This window comes from Streptomyces sp. NPDC029152 (genome assembly GCF_055564355.1).
Map to the genome: position 1 here is coordinate 390,886 of NZ_JBVHWR010000007.1, position 24,227 is coordinate 415,112.

A 24,227-nucleotide genomic window follows, 5' to 3' on the forward strand; every position below is an offset into this window, starting at 1 on the left:
AGGTTTTCGGGGAAGCCGCCTGCCATCGCCGCCCGTCGACCGGGGGCGGGCGGAGAACAGACCGCAAGGGAAAGGGTGATCCGTTGAGCCGCTCGGTTCTCGTCACCGGAGGCAACCGGGGCATCGGCCTCGCCATCGCCCGCGCTTTCGCCGACGCCGGCGACAAGGTCGCGATCACGTACCGCTCGGGTGAGCCGCCCGCCGGCTTCCTCGCCGTCAAGTGCGACATCACCGACAGCGAGCAGGTGGAGCAGGCCTACAAGGAGATCGAGGAGACGCACGGTCCCGTCGAGGTCCTGGTCGCCAACGCCGGCGTCACCAAGGACCAGCTGCTGATGCGCATGTCGGAGGAGGACTTCGCCTCCGTCGTCGACACCAACCTCACGGGTACCTTCCGGGTCGTCAAGCGCGCCAACCGCGGCATGCTGCGGGCCAAGAAGGGGCGCGTCGTGCTGATCTCGTCCGTGGTCGGTCTGCTCGGCTCCGCGGGGCAGGCGAACTACGCGGCGTCCAAGGCCGCGCTGGTCGGCTTCGCGCGCTCGCTCGCCCGTGAGCTGGGCTCTCGCAACATCACCTTCAACGTCGTCGCGCCCGGCTTCGTCGACACCGACATGACCAAGGTGCTCACCGACGAGCAGCGGGCCGGCATCGTGTCGCAGGTGCCGCTCGGCCGGTACGCGCAGCCCGAGGAGGTCGCCGCGACGGTGCGGTTCCTCGCCTCGGACGACGCGTCGTACATCACTGGAGCCGTCATCCCCGTTGACGGCGGACTGGGAATGGGTCACTGAACACCATGAGCGGAATCCTCGAGGGCAAGCGCGTCCTGATCACCGGTGTGCTGATGGAGTCCTCCATCGCCTTCCACGCCGCCAAGCTGGCCCAGGAGCAGGGCGCCGAGATCATCCTGACCGCGTTCCCGCGGCCCACGCTGACCGAGCGCATCGCCAGGAAGCTGCCCAAGCCCACCAAGGTCATCGAGCTCGACGTCACCAACGACGAGCACCTCGGGCGCCTGGCCGACGTCGTCGGCGAGGAACTCGGCGGCCTCGACGGCGTCGTGCACTCCATCGGCTTCGCGCCGCAGGACGCGCTCGGCGGCAACTTCCTCAACACGCCGTTCGAGTCGGTCGCCACGGCCATGCACGTCTCGGCGTACTCCCTGAAGTCGCTGACCATGGCCTGCCTGCCGCTGATGCAGAACGGCGGCTCGGTCGTCGGTCTCACCTTCGACGCGCAGTACGCCTGGCCGCAGTACGACTGGATGGGCCCGGCCAAGGCAGCGCTGGAGGCCACCAGCCGTTACATGGCCCGGGACCTCGGCAAGCAGAACATCCGCTGCAACCTGGTCTCCGCCGGCCCGATCGGTTCCATGGCCGCCAAGTCCATCCCGGGCTTCAGCGACCTGGCCTCCGTGTGGGACAGCCGCTCGCCGCTGGAGTGGGACCTGAAGGACCCCGAGCCGGCCGGCCGCGGCATCGTCGCCCTGCTGAGCGACTGGTTCCCGAAGACCACGGGCGAGATCATCCACGTCGACGGCGGTCTGCACGCCATCGGCGCCTGACCGCTCGCCCCTGCGGGCCCGCGTCCTTCCCGGGCGCGGGCCCTGCGCGTCACGGGGAGGGGGCCGCGCGCCACCCCTCCGGCCCGGTCGTCAGGCGGCCGGACGGCCCGCGGCGCACGCCGGAGGACGGGTCCACCACGCGCTTCCCCTCCCCGGTACGGCCGAGGAGGTCCCCGGTGCGTCCGCTCCGCCGTCCGGCCTCGGCGGCCGTCGCCCTCGCCCGCGTGCTGTTCCCGCCTTACGGAGCCCGGTCCCGCGCGCGTGCCCGGCCGGGACGCCGCACCGGCCGGGCCGTCCGGGGCCGCGTGCCGCGTCCGCGTCGACAGCTCCGCGGCGACCGCCCGCCGCCACGGCCCCTGCCCGGCGGCCGACGAGGTGCGCCTGCGCGTCGAGCGCGCCCACCGGTGGGACCCGGACAGCGGCGGACCGTCGGCCGGGGCCGGGCCCGCGCGAGCCGTACGGATGGACGGACGGCGCCGGAAGGACGTACGGGCGGCGCGGGTCAGTCACCGGCGGGCGCGCCGAGGCCGCCGGCGACGGCGGTCCGCGCGCCGGCGTCATCGTCGGACGCGCCGGCCCGGCCCGGACGGCACAGGAACGGATAGTCCGCCGCCTCCCGGCCGGCCGTCGCCGCGTCCGACGCGCGGATCGCGTCGACCAGCCGCGTGTGGTCCATGTGCGTCTCCGGCGTCAGCGTGCTGCCCACGTCCTCGCGCAGCCACTCCCGCATCACCTCGCCGAGGTCCGCGTACATCGCGGTCATCACCTCGTTGTGCGAGGCCGCCACGACGGCCAGGTGGAAGGTCGCGTCCGCCGTCACGAACGCCTCCGTGTCGCCCGACTCCCACGCCTCCTCCCGGCGTGCCAGGAGCGCGTCGAGCTGCTTGAGGTCCTTCTCCGTGCGCCGCTCGGCCGCGAGCCTGGCGGCCGCCGACTCCAGCGTGGAACGCAGCTCGGCGATGTGCCGGGGGTCGGCGTCGGCGAAGCGGCGGTGCATCACGCCCGCCAGCTCGCTGGTCGCCACGACGTAGGTGCCGGAGCCCTGGCGGATGTCCAGCAGCCCGTTGTGCGCCAGCGCGCGGACCGCCTCACGGACCGTGTTCCGGGCGACCCCGAGCTGCTCGACCAGCTCGGGCTCGGTGGGGATGCGGGAGCCGACCGGCCACTCGCCCGAGGCGATCTGCTGCCGCAACGCCGTGATGACCTGCTCGGACAGTGCCGAACGACGGGGATGGCTCAGAGGCATGGTTCACCTTCGCACGCGGATCCCGCGGCGGACAGTCGCGGATGGACAACCAATCATCCCATGATTCTATGATGGGTCTCATGGCTAGTGACGAGACCCGGACGCTGAACCCCACGACCCTCGGCGAGTCGGCAGCACGTGACGCCCGGGAACCCGAGGCATCCCCGGGGGCCGGGCGGCCCGGCACGCGCGCGTGGACGGTGTGGACCACCCGTCTGCTCGTGCTCGGCATCGTCCTGGCCGCGCTCAACCTGCGCCCGGCCATCACCAGCCTGGGCGCGCTCCTGGAGGAGGTCCGAGACGGGCTCGGCATGAGCGGCAGCGTGGCCGGACTGCTCACCTCCGTCCCGCCGCTCTGCTTCGCCGTCTTCGGGGTCTCCGCCCCGCGGCTCGCCCGCCGCTTCGGGCCCGGCGCGGTGGTGTGCGCGGGCATGGCCGCCATCGCCGCGGGCCTGCTGATCCGTCCGTACGCCGGCGGCACGGCCGGCTTCCTGGCCGCCAGCGCCCTCGCGCTCATGGGCATCGCGGTCAGCAACGTCCTGATGCCGGTCATCGTCAAGCGCTTCTTCCCCGACCGGGTCGGCTCCATGACCGGTCTGTACTCGATGGCCCTCGCCTTCGGCACCTCGATCGCCGCCGCGGCGACCGTGCCCCTCACGAACGCGCTGGGCGGGGACTGGCAGCCGGGCCTCGCGGTGTGGGCCGTGCTGGCGGTGGCGGCCGTCCTGCCGTGGATCCCGTTCGTGCGGAACCGGAAGGCGCCCTCCGTCCAGGAGACCCCCGCCGACGCCTCCGCCGCCACGGACGGGCCGGCCGAGCAGCCCGCCCTGCGGATCACCCGCAGCCGTACGGCCTGGGCGCTCGCCGTCTTCTTCGGCCTGCAGGCCACCGCCGCCTACATCACGATGGGCTGGGCGGCGCAGATCTTCCGGGACGCGGGAGTGTCCGCCGGCACCGCCGGTCTGCTGCTGGCCGTCATCATGGTGATGGGCGTGCCGCTGGCCTTCGTCATCCCGCGCGTCGCCACCCGCCTGCCCCAGCAGGGTCCCATCGTGGTGGTCCTGGGCCTGTGCGGGCTCGCCGGATACGCCGGGCTGTACCTGGCCCCGGCCGGCGGCGCCTGGGTGTGGGCACTGCTGCTCGGCATCTCCAACTGCGCCTTCCCGCTCGCCCTGACCATGGTCGGGATGCGGGCCAGGACGGGCACGGGCGTCGCCCAGCTGTCCGCCTTCGCGCAGAGCACCGGCTACCTGATCTCCATCCCGGGACCGCTCCTGGTGGGCGTGCTCTACCAGCACAGCGGCGGCTGGGGCCTGCCGATCGCGTTGATGAGTGCCCTGATGGTGCCGCAGATGGTGGTGGGCGTCCTCGCGGGGCGCGACCGCACCGTGGAGGAGGAAGCGGCCCGCTGACCCCGGCGCGGGCCCGGGATGCGAGACTGGCACCATGCCAGTCCTGGATCCCGACCCCCAGCACAGCCAGAAGAAGTTGCTGCTCGTCTTCGGCGCCTTCCTCGCGATCTTCGTGGTCATCGGCATCGTCGCCACGATCGCCTCGCCGTGACCGGCCGGAGGTGGGGTCAACCCCCCGTCCCCTAGGGGGTGAGGGTCAGGGTCGAGTGGGTGGACCTCCGGATGGGCCGGGCCCCGCGGATTCCGTAGCGTCGAGACGTGACCGCGACGGGCGGATCGCGGAGCACGGACCGAGGACGTCCGAAGACCAGCGGAGGCACCCATGTCGGCCCCTATCTGCACCCGGCCCCACCCGGCGACCCGGGGCGGCGTCGAGATGCGGCTGCCCTGGTGGGCGATCGCCCTGCCCGTGCTCGCCTTCGTCACGCTGCTCCTGCTGGTGCTCGATCCGTCGGACGCCCGCGCGGCCGGCGGCGAGCCGGTGATCGCGTACCTCCTGGAGCGGGTGCAGCACCTGACCGCCCGCTGACCCCGGGCGGCGGACCCGAGGCACGCGTCCGGCCGGCGGTGTCTCCCGGGCCTGCTTTCCCCCGGCGGATCCGCGTGTCAACTCCCTGCGCCCCGTGGCCTGTTTCATGCGAAGCTGGATGCCATGAGCGTCGCAGAACCCCGCAGGATCATCCTTTTCCGGCATGCGAAAGCCGACTGGCCACAGGTGTCCGACCACGAGCGGCCGCTCGCCGAACGGGGCCGCAAGGAGGCCGCAGAGGCCGGGCGCCGACTCGCCGACACCGGTATCCCCGTCGATCAGGCACTGTGCTCCACCGCCGTGCGGACCCGCGAGACCTGGAAGATCGCCGTCGCGGAGTTCCCGCACCGGCCGAAAACCGTCTATGAGGAGCGGATCTACGAGGCCTCGCCCGGCGAACTGATCGCCGTGCTCAACGAGGTCCCCGACGACCTGCGGAACGTGCTGGTGATCGGCCACAACCCGGGCATGGAGGGCCTCACCGAGGTCCTGGCCGGCTCGGCCGAGGACGGCGCCCGCGAGCGGATGGGCCGCCGCGGCTTCCCGACCGCCGCCTTCGCCGTCCTGTCCTTCACCGACTCCTGGAAGAGCCTGGAGCCGGGAGTGGCCTCGCTGGTCGACTACTGGGCACCGACCGACTGACCCGGTCCGGTACGACGGTGCCCGGCACCCGTGCGGTCCGGGCCCTCGCCGCACCGGCCTTCGGGCACGACGCCCCCGGCGGATCAGGGGGGAGCCGGGCGGATCAGGGCCGGTCGAGGCCCTCGTCCAGCGTGTCCGCCGCCTCGACCTCCTCGCGGGTGATGCCCAGCAGGTACAGGACCGTGTCCAGGAACGGCACGTTCACCGCGGTGTGCGCCGCCTCGCGCACCACCGGCTTGGCGTTGAAGGCGACCCCGAGCCCGGCCGCGTTCAGCATGTCCAGGTCGTTGGCGCCGTCCCCGATCGCCACGGTCTGCGACAGCGGTACGCCCGCCTCGGCGGCGAACCGGCGCAGCAGCCGCGCCTTGCCCGCCCGGTCCACGATCTCCCCGGTGACCCGGCCGGTCAGCCGGCCGTCGACGATCTCCAGCGTGTTCGCCTGGGCGAAGTCCAGCCCCAGCCGCTCCTTCAGGTCGTCGGTGACCTGGGTGAAGCCGCCGGAGACGACGCCCACCTGGTAGCCGAGCCGCTTCAGCGTGCGGATCAGGGTGCGGGCGCCCGGCGTCAGCCGCACCTCGGCGCGCACCTTCTCCACCACCGAGGCGTCCAGCCCCGCCAGCAGCGCCACGCGCGCGTGCAGCGACTGCTCGAAGTCCAGCTCCCCGCGCATCGCCGCCGCCGTCACCTCGGCGACCTTGTCCTCGCAGCCGGCGTGCGCCGCGAACAGTTCGATGACCTCGTCCTGGATCAGCGTGGAGTCCACGTCCATCACGACCAGGCGCTGCGCCCGCCGGTGCAGGCCGGCCGAGACGACCGCGACGTCCACACCGAGCGCCGCCGCCTCGGTGGCCAGGGCGGTGCGCAGCGGCTCGGTCTCCACGCCGGACACCGCGAACTCGACGGCGGTCACGGGGTACTTGGCGAGCCGGAAGATACGGTCGATGTTGCTGCCCGTCCCGGTGATCCGGGCCGCTATGGCGGCCGTCGCCTCGGCGGTGAGCGGGTGGCCGAGCACGGTCACCAGGGAGCGGCCGAGGCCGCGCGGCCGGTTGTCGCCGATGCCGGAGATGATCTCCGCCTGCATCTTCATCGACTCCGCCCAGCTGTGGACGGTCGCCCGCAGATCACCCTCCAGTGCCTGGGGCGGCTCGGTCACGAGCGCGCACAGCACGATCCGGCCACGGGTGACGACCTGCTCGATGTCGACCACGTCGACGGAGTAGGCGGCGAGGGTGTCGAACAGGCCGGCCGTGATGCCGGGCCGGTCCTTGCCGAAGATCTTGACGAGAAGAGTGGGAACGTCAGAGGTCTGCGTAGCGCTCATGGTGCTCCAACCGTATCCGGCACCCGGTGCCTTCCGCCCGCGAGGTCCGCCTGACGGACACGGGGCACCCGGCGGCGCGCGGGTCGCGCGGGCGCGACCGGACCGTGGGGCGGCCGGTCACGGGAACCGGTGCCGGCCCGGCGCGACGCTCGCCGCGGTCCGGACGGCCCGGGGCGTACCCGGCGGTGGCGCTCCTGCCCGGTGCGGGCGGAGGGATCACCGGCCGCCCCTCGGCCGCCGTGGGGGCGCCGGTGGCGGCGGGGGCGGGGGCGGGGGCGGGGGCTCGCCCCACCGGGACGGGGGCCGGTTCCCGGGCGGCACCCCGGGAGCCGGGGGCCGCCCCGGCGGACGCGGGACCAGGGGGCCGGCCACGGTCGGGGCGCCGTACAGGTCGTCGCCGTCGTCGGACGGCTGCTCCGGGTCCGGTGGACGTGGCTCACCGGGTTCCTGTCCGCTCCCGGCCGTCCGCCGCACCGTCCGGCCGGGTCCGTCCCCCGTCCCGCCCGGCGGCCGCCCGGTGCCGGACGGCCGCTCACCCGGCGGAGCCGCGCCCGGTGGCCGGGCGTCCTCCGGTCCGCGCGGGGTGTCCGGCGTGCGCAGGTAGGGGGTGGTGTCCGGCGTGCGCAGGTAGGGGTTGGTGTCCGGGCCGGGCGGCCGGTACGCCGCACCGCCCGGCCCGTACGGCCCCGAAGACCCGTACGACGGTGCGGCGCGCGGCGCCCCGTCCGCGCTCCCGGCCTCCGGGGCACCGCCGTACGACGGCCGGCGCGCCGGGGCATCCGGCCCCGCGGCCCCGTGGCCGCCTGCGGTCCAGGCGAGATCTCCTGCCGTCCCGCCGAGCCCGGCCTCACCGCTTCCGGTCGTCCCGGCGCCCCCTGCCCCGGCGGCATACCGTGCCAACGGGGTCGCCCACCGTCCCGCCGCTTTGCTCGCCCGCGCGAGCAGCGCCCCGGCGGCCCCCGCGCCCGCGCCCCACGCCGCCCCCAGGAGCAGCGCCGCGCCGAGGTGGCCGCGCAGGTCGACGCCGGCGCCGAACGCCTCGATGCCGAGCACCGACAGCGAGACGTCCACGGACACCTCCGTCAGCCGGGCCGACAGCAGCAGCGCCGGCGCGGTGGCGATCCCCAGCCGCAGCGCACACCGCCCGACGAGGCCCGGGCCGCGCGCGTCGGGCGGCGACACCGGCGTCCGCACCGCCGTCAGCACTCCTGCCAGCAACATCAGTGACGCCGCCGCCACGCCCAGCAGCCACACCCGCCCGTCCAGCTCCGCCAGCCGCCCCAGCGTGACCGGCTCGTCGGCGCCACTGCCCAGCAGCTCGTCCAGCGGGTCCGGCAGGAACCGGGTCGGCGCGCCGGTCGCCCGTCCGTCCCACGGCACGAACAGGCCGACCGGCAGGCCGAGCCAGACGCCGTTCGGCGCGCCCAGCAGCGCGGCCCCGGCCACCCGGCGGGGACGGTCGTCGCCGATCGCCGCGTACGCCGCCGCCGCGTACCCGGCCGCCACCGCCGTCAGCGCCACCGTGACCAGGGCGGACACGGCCGGGCGCACCACCCGGTGCAGGGCCTCGCAGCCGCGCGGCAGGGGAGTGCGGCGCGAGGCCAGCAGCGCGACCAGCAGGACCCCGGCGCACCAGACCAGTCCCCCCAGCAGCGTCGGCGCGGTCTCGACGCGGAAGCCGACCGCGGCCTCGGCGCCGGCCAGGTCACCGATCCGGTCGGGCGACGACCCGCCGAGATCACCGAGCCCCGGGACCTGCACGCCGCCGCCCGCGCCGCCGGGCAGGCCGTCGAGCCCGAGCGAGCCGCCGTCGATCGTCACGACGTCGTGCCCCACCCGGGCCAGCCCGCCCAGCATCGCCACGAACAGGGCCGTCACCGCCCCCGCGCGGGCGAGGAGTTCGGCCGGCGCGACCACAACTCCCGCCGTCCGCAGGGACCGCAGGAAGAAGAACGACAGCAGGACCGCACCGACGAGGCCCACGCCCAGTGGCGTGATCTCGATGGCCGTGTGCGCCTCGGCGCCTTTCAGTCCGAACGCGGACACATCGCCGGACGGCGTGACCGACCCGCCCGCGCCGAGCGCCACGACCGCCGCCGTCATCGGACCTGGGGAACCCGCCGCGTCCGCGTCCAGCAGACGCAGACCCAGCACCGCCGTTCCCGCCATGCCGATCAACGCCCAGCTCACGGAGGCGATCGCGGACAGCACCACGTCCGCCCACGGCACCCTCCTGGCGTGTCCCTCGTTCCCGACGCTCGTGGACGCGCTCATGGCAGACCCCCCGATCCGCTGCGCGGCGGGGCCACCGCGCGTGTCCCCCTCGCGTGGATTACCACTCTCCGAGCAGGTTTCAACCCCGTCAACGGAAACGGCCGGTGGCACCGTGCGCGGTTTTCACAAGGCCCGACTTTCGGTCAGGGGTCCGGGCCTGGAATAGTTCCCCCCGATGTTCGACATCCCTAGACTCCCCGCGACGGGGGTAACTCGGGGGACAACTCAGTGGGGCATGGAGTGCCGGAACTCGTACTGGAATCTAATGGACGGACCTGGACGCTCGATCCGTCCCGGTCTTACGCGCTCGGGCGCGATCCACAGGGGGAGCTCGTCTTCGACGACGCCAGGGTCTCCTGGCGTCACGCCACGATCAGCTTCAACGGCCGCGGTTGGGTCCTGGAGGACCACGGCAGCACCAACGGCACGTTCGTGCACGGACAGCGGATCCAGCACGTGGAGCTCGGCGCCGGCACGGTCGTGAACCTGGGCAACGCGACCGACGGACCACGCCTGAGCCTGACCGCCGGGCAGTCCGCCGGCACGCCGCAGGTCCAGCAGCAGCCGTACGCCGCGCAGGGCGCGAACGCGGGCTGGGCACAGCAGGCACCGGCGCAGGAGCCGCCGCGGCAGGCCCCGCAGCAGCAGGGGCAGCAGGCCGGCTGGCAGCAGCAGGCCGCACCGCAGCAGGCCGCGGCGCAGCAGGCCGCGGCGCACTTCCCCCGGCAGCAGGGACCCGGCGGCGCGGCGGGGGCGTCACCGGTCCACGGGGACCGCAGTCCGACCACGTTCCACCAGTTCTCGCTCGGCCGCGTCATGCGCATCGGCCGTGCCCTGGAGAACGACCTGGTCGTCTCCGACCTCCAGGTCTCCCGCCACCACGCCGAGTTCCACGCGACGCCCGACGGCCGCATGGAGATCCGCGACCTCGGTTCGCACAACGGCACGTACGTCAACGGCCAGCCGATCACCAAGGGCGGCTCCCAGCTGCTCGGCCCGGCCGACGTCGTCGGCGTCGGCCACTCGACGTTCCGGATCGTCGGCGACCGGCTCGAGGAGTTCGTCGACACCGGTGAGGTGTCCTTCTCCGCCCGCCACCTGACCGTCACGGTCGACGGCGGCAAGCAGATCCTCAAGGACGTCTCCTTCGGCGTCCCCGAGAAGTCGCTGATCGCCGTCATCGGCCCGTCCGGCTCCGGCAAGTCCACCCTGCTCAAGGCGCTCACCGGCTACCGGCCCGCCGACCAGGGCGAGGTCCTCTACGACAACCGGAACCTCTACAAGCAGTTCGCCGAGCTGCGCCAGCGCATCGGTCTGGTCCCGCAGGACGACATCCTGCACAAGGAGCTGACCGTCAAGAAGGCCCTGAAGTACGCGGCCAAGCTGCGCTTCCCGGCCGACACCACCGGCGCCGAGCGCGACGCCCGCATCGACGAGGTGCTGCGCGAGCTCAAGCTCGACATCCACAAGGACAAGAAGGTCACCTCCCTGTCCGGCGGCCAGCGCAAGCGCGTGTCCGTCGCCCTGGAGCTGCTGACCAAGCCGTCGCTGATCTTCCTCGACGAGCCGACCTCGGGTCTCGACCCGGGCATGGACCGCGACGTCATGCAGCTGCTGCGCGGCCTCGCCGACGACGGCCGCACCGTCCTCGTCGTCACCCACTCGGTGGCCGAGCTGGCGATCTGCGACAAGCTGCTGGTGATGGCGCCGGGCGGCTCGGTCGCCTACTTCGGCCCGCCCGAGGAGGCGCTGAACTTCTTCGGCTACGACACCTGGGCCGACGTCTTCTCCGCCTTCGAGAACTACCGCGACTACGACTGGGCGGGCCGCTGGAAGGGCTCGCAGCACTACCAGATGTACGCCGCGGACATCGACGCCGTCGCGCCGCAGGCCGTACAGGTCCCGCCGATGCAGGCGATGAGGCCGCCGAAGCCACAGGGCTGGCTGTCGCAGTTCGGCACGCTGGTGCGCCGCTACGTCTCGGTGATCGCCTCCGACAAGGGCTTCCTCGCCCTGATGGTGATCCTGCCGGCCGTGCTCGGCGCGGTGAGCCTGCTCATCGACGCGGACAAGGGCCTGCTGCCCAACCCGGCCAACCCCAAGACCGGCCGGATCATCCCGAACGGCACCGCCACCACGGTCCTGCTGATCCTCGCGGTCGGCGCCTGCTTCGCCGGCGCCGCGAACTCCGTCCGTGAGCTGATCAAGGAACGGGTCATCTACGAGCGGGAGCGCGCGACCGGACTGTCGCGGTCGGCGTACCTGATGTCGAAGGTGTTCGTGCTCGGCATGATCACCGTCTTCCAGGGCCTGCTGGTCGGTGTGATCGGCTTCGCCAGCCGGGAGATCCCGCAGGAGGGCCTGATCCTCGGCAGTGCCACGATGGTCGAGCTCTCCCTGCCGATCATGGCGCTGGGCTTCACCTCGATGATGTTCGGTCTGATCATCTCGTCGCTGGTGAAGACCGCGGAGAAGACCATGCCGCTGCTGGTGATGTTCGCGATCATCCAGGTCGTCTTCACCGGCTGCCTCTTCGCCCTGAACGACGCGGTCGGCGTCAACCAGTTCTCGTACCTGATGCCGTCCCGCTGGGCGGTCGCCGCGGCCGGCGCCACGCTGGACTTCAACAGGATCAGCCCGCCCGAGGAGGGCGCCGGGACGGACCCGCTGTGGGAGCACTCCGTCGGCGCCTGGGGCCTGGACATGGCGGCGCTGATCGTCCTCGGCGTGATCTGCGGCTTCTTCGTGGCCCGCTTCCTGCGCCGTCACGAGCCCGAGGTCATGCGCAAGTAGACCCGGCCCCACGCCCCGAAGGGCGGCACCCCGTCAGGAGGGTGCCGCCCTTCGGCGTTCGTCGCGACTCGGCGTGAAGAGGTCCGCGCCGACCTCAGTACGCGCTGTTGACGTTGTCCATGGAGCCGTACTTGTCCGCGGCGTAGTTGCAGGCGGCGGCGATGTTGGCGACCGGGTCGTAGATGTTCCAGGACGTACCGGGCACGTGGTAGGCCTTGAACGTCGGCGGGATGACCTGGAGCAGGCCCTTCGACGGGATGCCGTTGATGGCGTTGATGTCCCAGTTGTTGATGGCCATCGGGTTGCCGGAGGACTCCCGGATGACGTTGCGGTGGATGCCGCTGTAGGTGCCCGGGATGTTGTGCTTGGCCATGATGGCCCGGGCCTCGCGGATCCAGCCGTCGAGGTTGTTCGGGTAGGACTTCGCGGAGACCTGCTTCACCTCGAAGCGCTGGGCGGACCGGCTCGCGGTCTTCTTCGCCTCACGCTCGGCGGCGGCCTTCTTCGCGGCGGCCTGCTTCGCGAGGGCCGCCTTCTTCTGGGCGGCGGCCTGCTTCGCGGCCGCCTCCTGCTTCGCCTCGATGAAGGCGACCTTCTGGCTCGCACCGGCGAGCTGGTCGGCGACGCCGGCGTGCACGTCCTTGATCTGCTGCTGGCTGCTGTACGCCACCTTGGCCGCCGGAGCGGCCTCGCTCGTGGTCGTCGTCTGCGCGCCGGCCGGGAACGCGGCGAGGGCGACGGCGGTGACGCCGAGCGTGCCGACACCGGCGAACGCGATCTTCTGGGTGCGCTTCAGCTGCCGAGCGCGGTCCAGGGAGCGGCGATAACCACGGGTGAGGATGTTCTTCGGCATGGCGGGATAGACCTCTTCGATAGCGCGGAGGTCGCTCTCGTCCGGTGGGGACAGGGGTGCTTCCGGGCACAAACGCCACGGGGCGAAACCCACGGCGCTGAGCGACGAGAGCAATTCTTAGCGGCCGCAAAATCGGGAGGCAAAGGTGTGACGTACTATCCCGGTTAGTGGATCAGTGTCCGGCAAAACGGGGCAGACAGGACCATCTGCCCCGCTCAAAACGGACGAGTCGTTCTCCTACTCCCCTTCGTACGTGACGTGCACCCTATGCGCGGGCTCACACCGCGCACCCGTCCGTCTCACTGCCAGTTGCTTGAGCAATGCATTGCGTGAGGGGTGCTCCCGGGTCCTCCTACGACAGGAGGAGGTGAACGTCCCCGAACTCGTGCCACAGGTAGCGCCCGCGCACCGCCTCCTCGTACCCGCGGTCGATCGCCGCACGTCCCGCCACCGCCTCCAGCATCAGCAGATGCGACGCCTGCGGCTCGTGCAGCCCCGTCAGCAGCCCGTCCACCACCCGCACCCCGCGCTCCGGAGTGACGACCAGACCGGTCCACCCCTCCCGGGCCCGTACGACCCCGTCGGCACCGGCCGCCGACTCCACGGCCCGCACGGCCGTCGTCCCCACCGCCACGACCCGCCGGCCTTCCGCCCGCGCGGCGTTGACCAGGCGCGCCGAGGCCTCCGGCACGCGGAACCGCTCCGGATACGGCGGCTCGTGCGCCTCCGCCGACGCCACCCCCGTGTGCAGCGTCACCGGCGCGAACTGCACCCCCCGGCTCACCAGCTCCGTCACCAGCCGCGCCGTGAAGGGACGCGCGGCACTCGGCATCTCCGCACTGCCCGTCCCGTCGGCGGACGGCAGCGCGAACACGGTCTGGTACACGGACAACGACTGATCCCGCTCCGTGTAGGAGTAGCGGATGGGCCGGCCGTGCGCCCGCAGCACCGCGGGAACCTCCGCCCCCGCCACCCGCGCCCACCACAGCCGCTCCCCGCGGGCACTCAACGGCTCCTCCAGCACCAGCCGCCCGCCACCCGGCAGCCGCACCCGCGTCCCCGCGAGCCGGCCCCCCTCCCGGGACGGCGCTCCGTCTTCCACCCCTCCCGCTCCCGCACGCGCGCGCGTGGTGCCCCGCCCGTCCGGCTCCCGCAGTTCCACCGCCCACCGGCCGTCGTCCCCGCGCGTGGAGAAGTGCACCACCACGTGCGCGTGCCCCACCCGCCCGTCGACGGCCGCCGCCAGCGTGGGCGACGTGTTCACGATCAACAGGTCCCCTTCCCGCAGCAGCCGCGGCAGCTCCGGGAAGGAGTGGTGGGACACCTCCACGCCCCGCGACACCAGCAGCCGCACGTCGTCCCGGTCCCGCCCCGGACCCCGCTGCTCGGCCGGCAGCCGTGCCGACAGCTCCTCGGGCACCTTCCCCCACGCGCGGACGGGCTCGCGCGGGGGGACCCCCGTGGCCGGCGTCACCGCCGTCCCTCCAGCAGGGCGGGGGCCGCGTAGCGCCCGCTCGCCGGCCGCTCGTCCAGCAGCCGCAGCAGCGCCGGGACGACATCCGCCGGATCGGGCCGCGGACCGTCGTCGTCCGGTACGGCCGCCGCGTACAGGTCCGTCGCCATGTCCCCGGGATCGACCGCCCACACCCGCAGCCCCGGTTCCTCGACGGCCAGCACCGCCGCCAGCTGGTCCAGGGCCGCCTTGGACGCCCCGTAGCCGCCCCACGTCTCGTACGCCTCGGCGGCGGCGTCCGAACTGAGGGTGACCACCGAGCCCGCCGCGGCCGACCTCAGCAGCGGCAGCGCCTCCTGCACCAGACCCAGCGCGGCCACCGTGTTCACCTCCAGCGCCCGGCGCAGCCCGTCCAGCGGCAGCTCCTCCAGCCGCACCAGCGGCTGGGCACCCAGCGCACTCGCGTTGCTGACCAGCAGGTCCACCCCGCCCAGCCGCCACGCCGCCGCCACCAGCTCCGCCCGGTGTCCGGCGTCCGCGACGTCCCCGGGCAGCGCCGCCACCCGCGTGCCGTACGGCGCCAGCGCCGCCGCGGCCCCCTCGAGCGCCTCCGGCGTCCTGGCGTCGAGCACCAGGTCCCAGCCCCGCTCCGCCAGGCCCTCGGCGAGCGCCCGGCCCAGTCCCTTCGACGCTCCCGTGATGATCGCTACCGGCATGATCCGTCCCCTCGTCGTCGGCGCCTCCTGATCGGCGTGGCCTCAACCTAGGAACCGGGCCGCACCGGCCGCCTCGGGCACGGGCCGCAACCCCGTGGGGCCCTTCGCCCTAGGCCCCGCGGGCCGGGCCCCGGCCCTGGGCCCACCGCCCTAGGTCCAGCGCCCCAGGTCCCGGCCGTCACCGGACCGATCCGCGTTGTCACAGCCCGCCGGTACCGTGAGGACATGAGTCACGGCCCCCGGACAGGCCTCGCCGCGGTGAGCTCCGCGCTGCTGGCCATGAGCAGGCACCTCGAGGTGCGCGACGTCCTCAAGACGATCGTCGCCTCGGCCCGCGAACTGCTCGACGCCCAGTACGCGGCCCTCGGCGTCCCCGACGACCACGGCGGCTTCGCCCAGTTCGTGGTCGACGGCGTCAGCGACGAACAGTGGAAGGCCATCGGCCCCCTGCCCCGCCAGCACGGCATCCTCGCCGCGATGCTGCACGAGGCCCGGCCCGAGCGCCTCGCCGACGTCCGCAAGGACCCCCGCTTCGAGGGCTGGCCGTCCGCCCACCCCGACCTGGCCGACTTCCTGGGGCTGCCGATCCGCGACGGCGACGAGGTCATCGGCGCGCTGTTCCTGGCGAACAAGCTGCGCCCCGTGGGGGAACACCCCCCACACCCCCCGCGCGAGAGGCCCCAGGGCGGCTGCGGCTTCACCGAGGAGGACGAGGAACTGCTCGGCATCCTCGCCCAGCACGCCGCGATCGCCCTCACCAACGCCCGCCTGTACGAGCGCAGCCGCGAGCTGACCATCGCCGAGGAACGCTCCCGCCTCGCCCACGAACTGCACGACGCCGTCAGCCAGAAACTGTTCTCGCTGCGCCTGACCGCCCAGGCCGCCGCCACCCTGGTCGACCGCGACCCCGCGCGCGCCAAGGGCGAGCTCCAGCAGGTCGCCGCGCTCGCCGCCGAGGCCGCCGACGAGCTGCGCGCCGCCGTCGTGGAGCTGCGCCCCGCCGCACTGGACGAGGACGGACTCGTCGCCACCCTCCGCACGCAGGTCCAGGTCCTCGACCGCGCCCACACCGCGCGCGTGACCTTCGCCTGCCACGGCGTGAAGGCACTGCCCGCCGCCCAGGAGGAGGCCGTGCTGCGCGTCGCCCAGGAAGCGCTGCACAACGCGCTGCGCCACTCCGGGGCGGAACACGTCGACGTGACGCTGGACCGGCGCGGCCCCGGAGCCGTGCTGCGGGTCGCCGACGACGGCAGCGGCTTCGACCCGCGCACGGTGCGCCGCGCGGGACGCCACCTGGGCCTGGTCTCCATGCGGGACCGGGCCAACGGCGCGGGCGGCAGGCTGACCGTGGAGTCGGCGCCCGGCAAGGGCACCACGATCGAGATGGAGGTTCCCGGTGGCTGATGCGATCAAGGTGCTGCTCGTCGACGACCACCAGGTGGTCCGCCGGGGGCTGCGCACCTTCCTGGAGGTGCAGGACGACATCGAGGTCGTGGGCGAGGCCGCCGACGGCGCCGAAGGCGTCGAACGCGCCGAGCGGCTGAAACCCGACGTGATCCTCATGGACGTCAAGATGCCGGGCATGGACGGCGTCGACGCGCTGCGCAGACTCCGCGAGCTCGACAACCCCGCGCGCGTGCTGATCGTGACCAGCTTCACCGAGCAGCGCACGGTCGTCCCGGCCCTGCGGGCGGGCGCGGCGGGCTACGTGTACAAGGACGTCGACCCCGACGCGCTGGCCGGCGCGATCCGCTCCGTCCACGCCGGGCACATCCTGCTGCAGCCCGAGATCGCGGGCGCCCTCCTGTCCCAGCAGGAGAGCGGCTCCGGCCAGGGGAGAGGGGGCTCCCTCACGGAGCGGGAGCGCGAGGTGCTGGGCCTGATAGCCGACGGGCGGTCCAACCGGGAGATCGCCCGGGCGCTGGTCCTCTCCGAGAAGACCGTGAAGACCCACGTCTCGAACATCCTGATGAAACTCGACCTCGCGGACCGCACCCAGGCCGCGCTGTGGGCCGTACGCCACGGTGTGGCCGGCTGACCGCCCGACCGGTACGCCGTGGTGACTCGGAGGGTTCCCCTCCAGTCCGAGATTCATACTGTCGTGGGAATGTCCCCCATATGGCGCATCCTTCACCGCGCCCGACCGTTCTCCAGTGCGTGCCGCGGCGAGTGCCGCGGCAATCGCTAGGGAGGGTTTCGCAAGTGAAGAACCTGAAGAAGGCAGCGGCCGTGACGATGGTGGCCGGCGGGCTGATCGCCGCCGGCGCGGGCATGGCCTCCGCCACCGACGGCGCCCACGCCCACGGTGAGGCCGTCCGCTCCCCGGGCATCGTCTCGGGCAACGTCGTCCAGGCGCCGGTCCACATCCCGGTGAACGCCGTCGGCAACAGCGTCAACGTCATCGGCCTCCTGAACCCGGCCTTCGGCAACCTGGGTCTCAACCACTGACCCGCCCCCACAGCCCCGGCCTCCCGGCCCCACCCGGGAGGCCAGTCGTGCGCCCCACCCCCTCCGGCCTGCGGACAGTCACGCCGCTGAGCCCGCGGGCGGTCGTGCCGCCGGGACGGCACGGGTGGGCGCTGGGGCCCCTGGGGGAGGCACCCCCTCAGCGCCGGGACACGCGATCCACCCCCGCCTCACACCGATGCCGGGCCCCCGCCGGGGGACGTCACCGCGCCCCCCGCTCCCGCTCCTCCACAACGGAGTTGTACGCCGCGACCTGCGCCCGCCGAGCCGTCCGCTCCACCGGCCGCAACGCCTCCCCCCCGCGCCGCCATCTCCGACGCGCTCACCGCACCCCCGTGCCCGCTCCCGTACGCCAGCGCCACCAACGCCCCCACCCGCTGCGCCAGCTCCAGCACCCGCACCGCCCGCGGTGGGTACCCCGGCGCCAGCACCTCCCGCCCCCGCTCCGCCCGCGCCCGGTACGCCGCGACCGCCGCCTCCGCCACCGGCCCCGACCCGGCGACGTCCAGCCGCGTCAGCACCTCCGTCGCGTCCCGCAGCGCCTCCGCCAGCTCCCGCTCCGCCTCCCCGAGCGAGGGCACGTCCGCCGGCGGGGCCTCCCGCACCGGCAGGCAGTGCCAGACCACCTCGACGTGCACGTCACCCGGGGGCCCGGCCTCGTACACCTCCGGCACCAGCCCCAGCGCGGCGCCGTGACAGACCACCGCCTCCTCGGCCTCCAACGCCCGCGCGTTGAACTCCGGCGGCCCGCTCAGCCCCAGCGGGTGCCCCGGCGCGGGCAGCGCGACCCGCAGCCCGGTCACCCCGAGCGCGCGCAACCGCCCGAGCGCCAGCGTCAGACCGACGGGCCCCGCCTCGCCCGGCAACCCCTCCACCCGATGCACCGCGTCCTGGCCGACGATCGCCACCGCGGCGTCATCCGGCGGGACGATTCCGGCGATAAGGGCATTTCCCCAGGCGGCAAGGCGCCCTGCGCGTGGTTCCGAGAGCATGCCCCCACCCTAAGGACCGGACCGATGGAACAGCGAAGCCGACCGGTGGCGTAGATTTCCTGGAGGGCCTGCGCCCACCGGCGCGGCGGCCCGAGCCACAGGCGTACGCGACAGCCGAGACCGGCCACACTGCAAGGGGAGACACTGCGCTCATGAGCGATGTTCTGGAGCTTCAGGACGTATCCGTGGTCCGCGAGGGCCGGGCTCTGGTGGACCAGGTCTCCTGGTCGGTCAAGGAGGGCGAGCGCTGGGTCATCCTCGGCCCCAACGGCGCCGGCAAGACCACCCTCCTCAACGTCGCGTCCAGCTACCTCTACCCGAGCACGGGCACCGCCACCATCCTCGGCGAGACCCTCGGCAAGCCCGGCACCGACGTCTTCGAGCTCCGCCCGCGCATCGGCATGGCCGGCATCGCCATGGCCGACAAGCTGCCCAAGCGCCAGACCGTCCTGCAGACCGTGCTCACCGCCGCCTACGGCATGACCGCCGGCTGGCGGGAGGAGTACGAGGCCGTCGACGAGCAGCGCGCCCGCGCCTTCCTCGACCGCCTCGGCATGACCGAGTACCTGGACCGCAGGTTCGGCACCCTCTCCGAGGGCGAGCGCAAGCGCACCCTGATCGCCCGCGCCCTGATGACCGACCCCGAGCTGCTGCTCCTGGACGAGCCGGCCGCCGGCCTCGACCTCGGCGGCCGCGAGGACCTCGTCCGCCGCCTCGGCCGCCTCGCCCGCGACCCCATCGCCCCCTCGATGATCATGGTCACCCACCACGTCGAGGAGATCGCCCCGGGCTTCACCCACGTCCTGATGATCCGCCAGGGCAGGGTCCTGGCCGCGGGTCCCCTGGAGCTCGAACTCACCTCCCGCAACCTCTCCCTCTGCTTCGGCCTCCCGCTCGTCGTCGAGCGGGTCGGCGACCGCTGGACGGCGCAGGGACTGCCCCTGTCCTGACCGCCCCGTGCGCCCTGTCCCCGGCACGGGTCACGGACCTACCATGACCGCGTGAACGACATCGACGCATGGGTGTGGTGGCTCGTCGCCGCGGCAGCGCTCGGAATCCCGCTCGTCGTGACCGCGATGCCGGAGTTCGGGATGCTCGCCGTCGGCGCGGTCGCGGCCGCCGTCGCCTCCGGAGTCGGGGCCGACCTCGTCGTCCAGGTACTCGTCTTCGTCATCGTCTCGGTCGCCCTCATCGCCGTCGTACGGCCCATCGCCGCCCGGCACCGCTCCCAGCGGCCCCAACTCGCCACGGGAGTGGACGCCCTGAAGGGCAGACAGGCCGTCGTGCTGGAGCGGGTCGACGGCAACGGCGGACGGATCAAACTCGCCGGCGAGGTCTGGTCGGCACGCGCACTCGACACCGGCCGCGCCTACGAAGCTGGCCAGGAAGTGGACGTCGTGGACATCGAGGGGGCCACGGCGATCATCATGTGACCCTGCCGACGCAAGTGGCCCGAACGTGCCCCGGGGCACGCGACGGTCTGTCAGACTCGACCAGCAAGATCTTCAACAGCCTCAGGATCAGCAGTCACCAGGGTCACCAGGGCCGACAGATTCCTTGGACATCCGCCGAAGGACTCAGGCGGAGAAGGGTACGCGGAGCCACGATGCAACCGGTCATCATCGTTCTGATCATCCTGGTGGTGTTGGTCTTCATCGCCCTGATCAAGACCATCCAGGTCATCCCCCAGGCCAGCGCCGCCATCGTCGAGCGCTTCGGCCGCTACACGCGGACGCTGAACGCGGGACTCAACATCGTCGTCCCCTTCATCGACACCATCCGCAACCGCATCGACCTGCGCGAACAGGTCGTCCCCTTCCCGCCGCAGCCGGTCATCACCCAGGACAACCTGGTCGTCAACATCGACACCGTCATCTACTACCAGGTGACCGACGCCCGCGCCGCCACGTACGAGGTCGCCAGCTACATCCAGGCGATCGAGCAGCTCACCGTCACCACCCTGCGCAACATCATCGGCGGCATGGACCTGGAGCGGACCCTGACCTCCCGCGAGGAGATCAACGCGGCCCTGCGCGGCGTCCTCGACGAGGCCACCGGCAAGTGGGGCATCCGCGTCAACCGCGTGGAGCTCAAGGCCATCGAACCGCCCACCTCCATCCAGGACTCGATGGAGAAGCAGATGCGCGCCGACCGCGACAAGCGCGCCGCGATCCTCCAGGCCGAAGGCGTCCGGCAGTCCGAGATCCTGCGCGCCGAGGGCGAGAAGCAGTCCCAGATCCTGCGTGCCGAAGGCGAGGCCAAGGCCGCCGCCCTGCGCGCCGAGGGCGAGGCCCAGGCCGTCCGTACGGTCTTCGAGGCCATCCACGCCGGCGACCCGGACCAGAAGCTGCTCTCCTACCAGTACCTCCAGATGCTCCCGAAGATCGCCGAGGGCGACGCCAACAAGCTCTGGATCGTCCCCAGCGAGATCGGCGACGCCCTCAAGGGCCTGTCCGGCGCCATGGGCAACTTCGGTGGCCTGGGCGGCGGTTCGGGCAGCGGAGGCACCTCCACGAGCAGCTCGGTCCCGGCCCAGGAACGCCGCGAGAAGCCGTCGATCGACTGACGGCGCCTTTCTGGTCACCGATCCGCACCCGCGCCCCCGAAAGGGGCGCGGGAACTGCCCGACCAGCCACGACGAACCGGTGGCCGGCGACGCGCACCAGCCCCTACGGCGAAGCCCTCACGCGGCGTCCAGCGCCAGCCACTCCGGCAGCGCGTCGAAGTCGTCCCGGGCCAGCGCCAGCAACATCGCGTCGGCCGGCGTCGGCTCGAACGGTGTCCGCAGCAGCGGCATCCCCGCCTGCTCCGGTGTCCGGTTCGCCTTGCGGTGATTGTCCTCCGCACACGACGCCACCGTGTTCAGCCACGTGTCCTGCCCGCCGTGCGACCTCGGCACCACGTGGTCCACGGTCGTCGCCCGCCCGCCGCAGTACGCGCACCGGTGCCGGTCCCGGACCAGCACGCCCCGCCTCGACCACGGCGCACGTCTTCGGAAGGGCACCCTCACGTATTGGCACAGCCTGATCACGCGGGGCGCCGGTATGTCCAGCGCGGCTCCGCGCATCCGCAGTTCGGGGTGGGCCTGCTCGACGACGGCCTTGTCCTGGAGCACCAGAACGACGGCTCGATTCAGCGTCACCGTCGACAGCGGCTCGAAGCTCGCGTTCAGCACCAGCGTGTCCCGCATACCAGCCCACCTCCCGTGTGCACCGGCCCACCCCCTGGCGGGCTGGGATCAACTCTGGCCGGGCACGCCGGGATGGACAACGCAATATCCGCCGCTCATCGCGGGGGCCGCCCCGCATCCCCTCCAGGCCCCCTGGCAACAAAAATGCCCGCCCCTGATCACTTCCAAGACCAGAGGCGGGCAAACGTTCCATGAACGTCCGATTGCTCAGTCGCCGGCGGGCACCTCGTACTCACCGACGAGCTGGGCACGCGCGATCGTGTGGAACCGCAGGTTGAAGCCCACGGCGGCGGGCGTCGCGTCGGCGTCCGGGCCGAGCTTCTCCTGATCCACGGCGTACACGGTGAACACGTACCGGTGGGGCCCGTCCCCGGCCGGCGGCGCGGCACCGCCGAAGTCCTTGCTGCCGTAGTCGTTGCGCGCCTGCACGGCACCCTCCGGCAGCCCCTCGAACGTGCCGCTGCCCGCACCCGCCGGCAGCTCGGTCACCGACGCCGGGATGTCGAACACCACCCAGTGCCAGAACCCGCTGCCCGTCGGGGCGTCCGGGTCGTAGCACGTCACGGCGAAGCTCTTGGTCCCGGCGGGGAAGCCCTCCCACCGCAGGTGCGGAGAGGTGTTGCCGGCCGCGTAGACCTGAGCGTCCTTGAGCGCCGCCCCCTCCTGGACGTCGTCACTCGTGACCGTGAACGACGGCACGGGCGGGTGGAAGTCATGGGGAAGCGGACGCCGCTTGAGCTCGGTCACCTCGGTACCTCCTGATCGTGTGGTGCAGAGATGACCGAGCCTAGAACCACTAGAACCAGTTCCGCTTGCTGCCGACCTCGGACAGCCACTGGTTGAGGTACGCCGGCCAGTCGGTGCCCTGGTAGTCGTTCAGTCCCACCGTGAACGACCGGAACGTGTCGCTGCCCTCGCTGAACAGACCCGGCTTCTTGTCCATCTCCAGCACGACGTCCATCGCCTGCGCGTCGGCCACGAAGCTCAGCTCGACCTGGTTCAGCCCGCGGTACTGCTGCGGCGGGAAGAACTCGATCTCCTGGTAGAACGGCAGCTTCTGCCGCGTGCCCCGGATGTGACCGCGCTCCATGTCCGCGCTCTTGAAGCGGAAGCCCAGCTGGATGAACGCGTCCAGGATCGCCTTCTGCGCCGGCAGCGGGTGCACGTTGATCGGGTCCAGGTCACCGGAGTCCACGGCACGGGCGATCTCCAGCTCGGTCGTGACCCCGATGTCCATCCCGCGCAGCGCCTGCCCGTCGATCATCGTGACCGGCGTCTCCCAGGGGATCTCCAGCCCGAACGGCACCGCGTGCACGGCCCCGGCCTTCAGCTCGAAGGCACCACCGAGCCGCACCTTCGTGAACTCGATGTCCTGCTTGTACTCCTGGTCGCCGCTCTCCACCTCGACCTTGGCCTGCAGACCGACCGACAGGCCCTCGATCTGCTGGTCGACCGAACCGCCCTGGATCCGCACCTCACCCTGGACGACACCGCCCGGAACGACGTTGACCTCGCTCAGTACGGTCTCCACCGAAGCTCCGCCGGCCCCCAGGCTCGCGAGCAGCTTCTTGAACGCCATGTCTCTCCCTCTCCAGGCTGTGTGAACCCTCGGTCCCTAGAAACGCGATCCGGCCGTGACCGGTTCCGCGCCCCACCCTGACAAGGCGGGCGTCCGCTGACCACCCCTGAGAACCCGCCCACCTGCGTTACGCTCGGACGGCATGATCGCGACCCCTGACCGTACGCCCCTGCCCCGGGAATTCTTCGACCGCCCCATCCTCGAAGTGGCCCCCGACCTCCTGGGTCGCATCCTCCTGCGGAACACCCCGGACGGCCCGATCGCCCTCCGCCTCACCGAGGTCGAGGCCTACGACGGCCAGAACGACCCCGGCTCCCACGCCTACCGAGGCCGCACGCCCCGCAACGACGTGATGTTCGGTCCCCCCGGGCACGTGTACGTCTACTTCACCTACGGCATGTGGTTCTGCATGAACCTGGTCTGCGGTCCCGAAGGCAGGGCGAGCGCCGTCCTCCTCCGCGCCGGCGAGATCATCGAGGGCGCCGAGCTGGCCCGCACCCGTCGGCTCTCGGCCCGCAACGACAAGGAACTGGCCAAGGGCCCGGCCCGCCTGGCCACCGCCCTCGGCGTGGACCGTGCCCTGAACGGCACGGACGCCTGCGGCACCGACGACGCCCCGCTGCGCATCCTGACCGGCACCTCCGTACCCCGCGACCAGGTGCGCAACGGACCGCGCACCGGCGTGGCCGGCGAGGGCGGCGTCCACCCCTGGCGTTACTGGGTCGCGGACGACCCGACGGTCAGCCCGTACCGCGCACACGTGCCCCGGCGCCGCCGAAGTTGACTCGTCCCTACGAGGCGCGTAACGTAGCCCGAGCCGCTGAACCGGGTACGGCGATCGCCTGCAGCCGGAGCGGCCAACCCACTACGACGATTCCCCTCGCGGGGCGGATTTCGGCATGTCCACATGCCTGGAATTCGACTCACCGACTCGATTATGAGGCGGCAGGGAAATCGGCTAACGTAGTGAATGTCGAAAGGCCGACGAGCGAAAGCCCGAAATCCTGGACAAATCCCGCCGACAGGGAATCAGGGCCCGAAAGGATCTGATAGAGTCGGAACCGCCGGAAAGGGAAACGCGGAAGCGGGAACCTGGAAAGCGCCGAGGAAATCGGATCGGAAAAGGATCTGATAGAGTCGGAAACGCAAGACCGAAGGGAAGCGCCCGGAGGAAAGCCCGCGAGGGTGAGTACGAAG

The 24,227-nt window shown here is 72.5% G+C and carries 23 protein-coding genes and 1 pseudogene; 14 read left to right on the forward strand and 10 right to left on the reverse strand.

The window, feature by feature from the left end; genetic code table 11:
* Positions 1–83: 83 nt before the first annotated feature.
* Positions 84–788: a 3-oxoacyl-[acyl-carrier-protein] reductase gene (fabG, locus tag ACZ4V6_RS18040; RefSeq protein WP_467828186.1), complete on the forward strand. Its 705-nt coding sequence runs from the start codon at positions 84–86 to the stop codon at positions 786–788.
* A 5-nt stretch (positions 789–793) separates the two neighbouring features.
* On the forward strand, positions 794–1,561 hold the full coding sequence (fabI, locus tag ACZ4V6_RS18045) for an enoyl-ACP reductase FabI (RefSeq protein ID WP_467828188.1): 768 nt from the start codon (positions 794–796) through the stop codon (positions 1,559–1,561).
* A 502-nt stretch (positions 1,562–2,063) separates the two neighbouring features.
* Here fabI and ACZ4V6_RS18050 read toward each other — a convergent pair.
* Positions 2,064–2,807, reverse strand: coding sequence for a FadR/GntR family transcriptional regulator (locus ACZ4V6_RS18050; RefSeq protein ID WP_467828191.1), 744 nt, complete (start codon positions 2,805–2,807; stop codon positions 2,064–2,066).
* 68 nt (positions 2,808–2,875) lie between these two features.
* Between ACZ4V6_RS18050 and ACZ4V6_RS18055 the strand changes: the two genes are divergently transcribed.
* The 4 genes from ACZ4V6_RS18055 to ACZ4V6_RS18070 all read left to right on the forward strand — a co-directional run bounded on the left by ACZ4V6_RS18055 (position 2,876) and on the right by ACZ4V6_RS18070 (position 5,390).
* Entirely contained in the window at positions 2,876–4,219 is a 1,344-nt protein-coding gene (locus tag ACZ4V6_RS18055; protein ID WP_467828193.1) for a CynX/NimT family MFS transporter, read from the forward strand.
* Positions 4,220–4,253: 34 nt separating this feature from the next.
* Positions 4,254–4,370, forward strand: a complete 117-nt coding sequence (locus ACZ4V6_RS18060) for an SGM_5486 family transporter-associated protein (RefSeq protein ID WP_467828196.1) — start codon at positions 4,254–4,256, stop codon at positions 4,368–4,370.
* A gap of 171 nt (positions 4,371–4,541) precedes the next feature.
* Positions 4,542–4,748: a hypothetical protein gene (locus ACZ4V6_RS18065; protein ID WP_467828198.1), complete on the forward strand. Its 207-nt coding sequence runs from the start codon at positions 4,542–4,544 to the stop codon at positions 4,746–4,748.
* A gap of 123 nt (positions 4,749–4,871) precedes the next feature.
* The gene (locus tag ACZ4V6_RS18070; RefSeq protein ID WP_467828201.1) at positions 4,872–5,390 is read left to right on the forward strand and encodes a SixA phosphatase family protein; all 519 of its coding nucleotides are present in this window, start codon (positions 4,872–4,874) and stop codon (positions 5,388–5,390) included.
* 103 nt (positions 5,391–5,493) lie between these two features.
* Here the strand turns inward: ACZ4V6_RS18070 and serB are convergent, their stop codons facing one another.
* Together serB and ACZ4V6_RS18080 are read right to left on the reverse strand one after the other, a co-directional pair.
* A complete protein-coding gene (serB, locus tag ACZ4V6_RS18075; RefSeq protein WP_467828203.1) occupies positions 5,494–6,714 on the reverse strand; it encodes a phosphoserine phosphatase SerB in 1,221 nt (406 codons plus the stop codon).
* Between the two features lie 216 nt (positions 6,715–6,930).
* Entirely contained in the window at positions 6,931–8,988 is a 2,058-nt protein-coding gene (locus ACZ4V6_RS18080) for a streptophobe family protein (RefSeq protein WP_467828206.1), read from the reverse strand.
* A gap of 240 nt (positions 8,989–9,228) precedes the next feature.
* On the opposite strand from ACZ4V6_RS18080, the gene ACZ4V6_RS18085 reads away from it, so the two are divergent.
* Entirely contained in the window at positions 9,229–11,781 is a 2,553-nt protein-coding gene (locus ACZ4V6_RS18085; RefSeq protein ID WP_467828208.1) for an ABC transporter ATP-binding protein/permease, read from the forward strand.
* Positions 11,782–11,875: 94 nt separating this feature from the next.
* Here ACZ4V6_RS18085 and ACZ4V6_RS18090 read toward each other — a convergent pair whose 3' ends face one another.
* The 3 genes from ACZ4V6_RS18090 to ACZ4V6_RS18100 form a co-directional block, all read right to left on the reverse strand.
* Positions 11,876–12,634, reverse strand: a complete 759-nt coding sequence (locus ACZ4V6_RS18090; RefSeq protein ID WP_467828210.1) for a transglycosylase SLT domain-containing protein — start codon at positions 12,632–12,634, stop codon at positions 11,876–11,878.
* A gap of 352 nt (positions 12,635–12,986) precedes the next feature.
* Positions 12,987–14,108 (reverse strand): S-adenosylmethionine:tRNA ribosyltransferase-isomerase, encoded by a 1,122-nt coding sequence (locus ACZ4V6_RS18095; protein WP_467828212.1) that lies wholly within the window; start codon positions 14,106–14,108, stop codon positions 12,987–12,989.
* Entirely contained in the window at positions 14,105–14,803 is a 699-nt protein-coding gene (locus ACZ4V6_RS18100) for an SDR family NAD(P)-dependent oxidoreductase (RefSeq protein ID WP_467828215.1), read from the reverse strand. Before ACZ4V6_RS18100 ends, ACZ4V6_RS18095 begins: the two co-directional genes overlap by 4 nt.
* Positions 14,804–15,028: 225 nt before the next feature.
* Here ACZ4V6_RS18100 and ACZ4V6_RS18105 point away from each other — a divergent pair, with 225 nt between their 5' ends.
* From ACZ4V6_RS18105 to chpE, 3 genes are all read left to right on the forward strand, one after another.
* The gene (locus ACZ4V6_RS18105; RefSeq protein WP_467828218.1) at positions 15,029–16,207 is read left to right on the forward strand and encodes a GAF domain-containing sensor histidine kinase; all 1,179 of its coding nucleotides are present in this window, start codon (positions 15,029–15,031) and stop codon (positions 16,205–16,207) included.
* Positions 16,200–16,841: a response regulator gene (locus ACZ4V6_RS18110; protein WP_467828220.1), complete on the forward strand. Its 642-nt coding sequence runs from the start codon at positions 16,200–16,202 to the stop codon at positions 16,839–16,841. The genes ACZ4V6_RS18105 and ACZ4V6_RS18110 overlap by 8 nt, the downstream gene beginning before the upstream one ends.
* Before the next feature lie 164 nt (positions 16,842–17,005).
* Entirely contained in the window at positions 17,006–17,251 is a 246-nt protein-coding gene (chpE, locus tag ACZ4V6_RS18115; protein ID WP_467828223.1) for a chaplin ChpE, read from the forward strand.
* 220 nt (positions 17,252–17,471) lie between these two features.
* Here chpE and ACZ4V6_RS18120 read toward each other — a convergent pair.
* Positions 17,472–18,261: pseudogene (locus tag ACZ4V6_RS18120) on the reverse strand (hypothetical protein).
* Positions 18,262–18,413: 152 nt separating this feature from the next.
* Here ACZ4V6_RS18120 and ACZ4V6_RS18125 point away from each other — a divergent pair.
* From ACZ4V6_RS18125 to ACZ4V6_RS18135, 3 genes are all read left to right on the forward strand, one after another.
* On the forward strand, positions 18,414–19,211 hold the full coding sequence (locus ACZ4V6_RS18125; RefSeq protein WP_467828225.1) for an ABC transporter ATP-binding protein: 798 nt from the start codon (positions 18,414–18,416) through the stop codon (positions 19,209–19,211).
* 51 nt (positions 19,212–19,262) lie between these two features.
* Positions 19,263–19,694, forward strand: coding sequence for an NfeD family protein (locus ACZ4V6_RS18130; protein WP_189228524.1), 432 nt, complete (start codon positions 19,263–19,265; stop codon positions 19,692–19,694).
* A 173-nt stretch (positions 19,695–19,867) separates the two neighbouring features.
* Complete coding sequence (locus ACZ4V6_RS18135) at positions 19,868–20,827, forward strand: SPFH domain-containing protein (RefSeq protein WP_467828228.1); 960 nt, start codon at positions 19,868–19,870, stop codon at positions 20,825–20,827.
* 117 nt (positions 20,828–20,944) lie between these two features.
* Here the strand turns inward: ACZ4V6_RS18135 and ACZ4V6_RS18140 are convergent, their stop codons facing one another.
* The 3 genes from ACZ4V6_RS18140 to ACZ4V6_RS18150 all read right to left on the reverse strand — a co-directional run bounded on the left by ACZ4V6_RS18140 (position 20,945) and on the right by ACZ4V6_RS18150 (position 23,030).
* Positions 20,945–21,451 (reverse strand): HNH endonuclease, encoded by a 507-nt coding sequence (locus tag ACZ4V6_RS18140; protein ID WP_467828230.1) that lies wholly within the window; start codon positions 21,449–21,451, stop codon positions 20,945–20,947.
* A gap of 207 nt (positions 21,452–21,658) precedes the next feature.
* Positions 21,659–22,198 (reverse strand): YbhB/YbcL family Raf kinase inhibitor-like protein, encoded by a 540-nt coding sequence (locus ACZ4V6_RS18145; RefSeq protein WP_467828232.1) that lies wholly within the window; start codon positions 22,196–22,198, stop codon positions 21,659–21,661.
* 49 nt (positions 22,199–22,247) lie between these two features.
* Positions 22,248–23,030, reverse strand: coding sequence for a sporulation protein (locus tag ACZ4V6_RS18150; RefSeq protein ID WP_467828234.1), 783 nt, complete (start codon positions 23,028–23,030; stop codon positions 22,248–22,250).
* Between the two features lie 142 nt (positions 23,031–23,172).
* Between ACZ4V6_RS18150 and ACZ4V6_RS18155 the strand changes: the two genes are divergently transcribed.
* Positions 23,173–23,814 (forward strand): DNA-3-methyladenine glycosylase, encoded by a 642-nt coding sequence (locus tag ACZ4V6_RS18155; protein WP_467828236.1) that lies wholly within the window; start codon positions 23,173–23,175, stop codon positions 23,812–23,814.
* Positions 23,815–24,227: the final 413 nt, after the last annotated feature.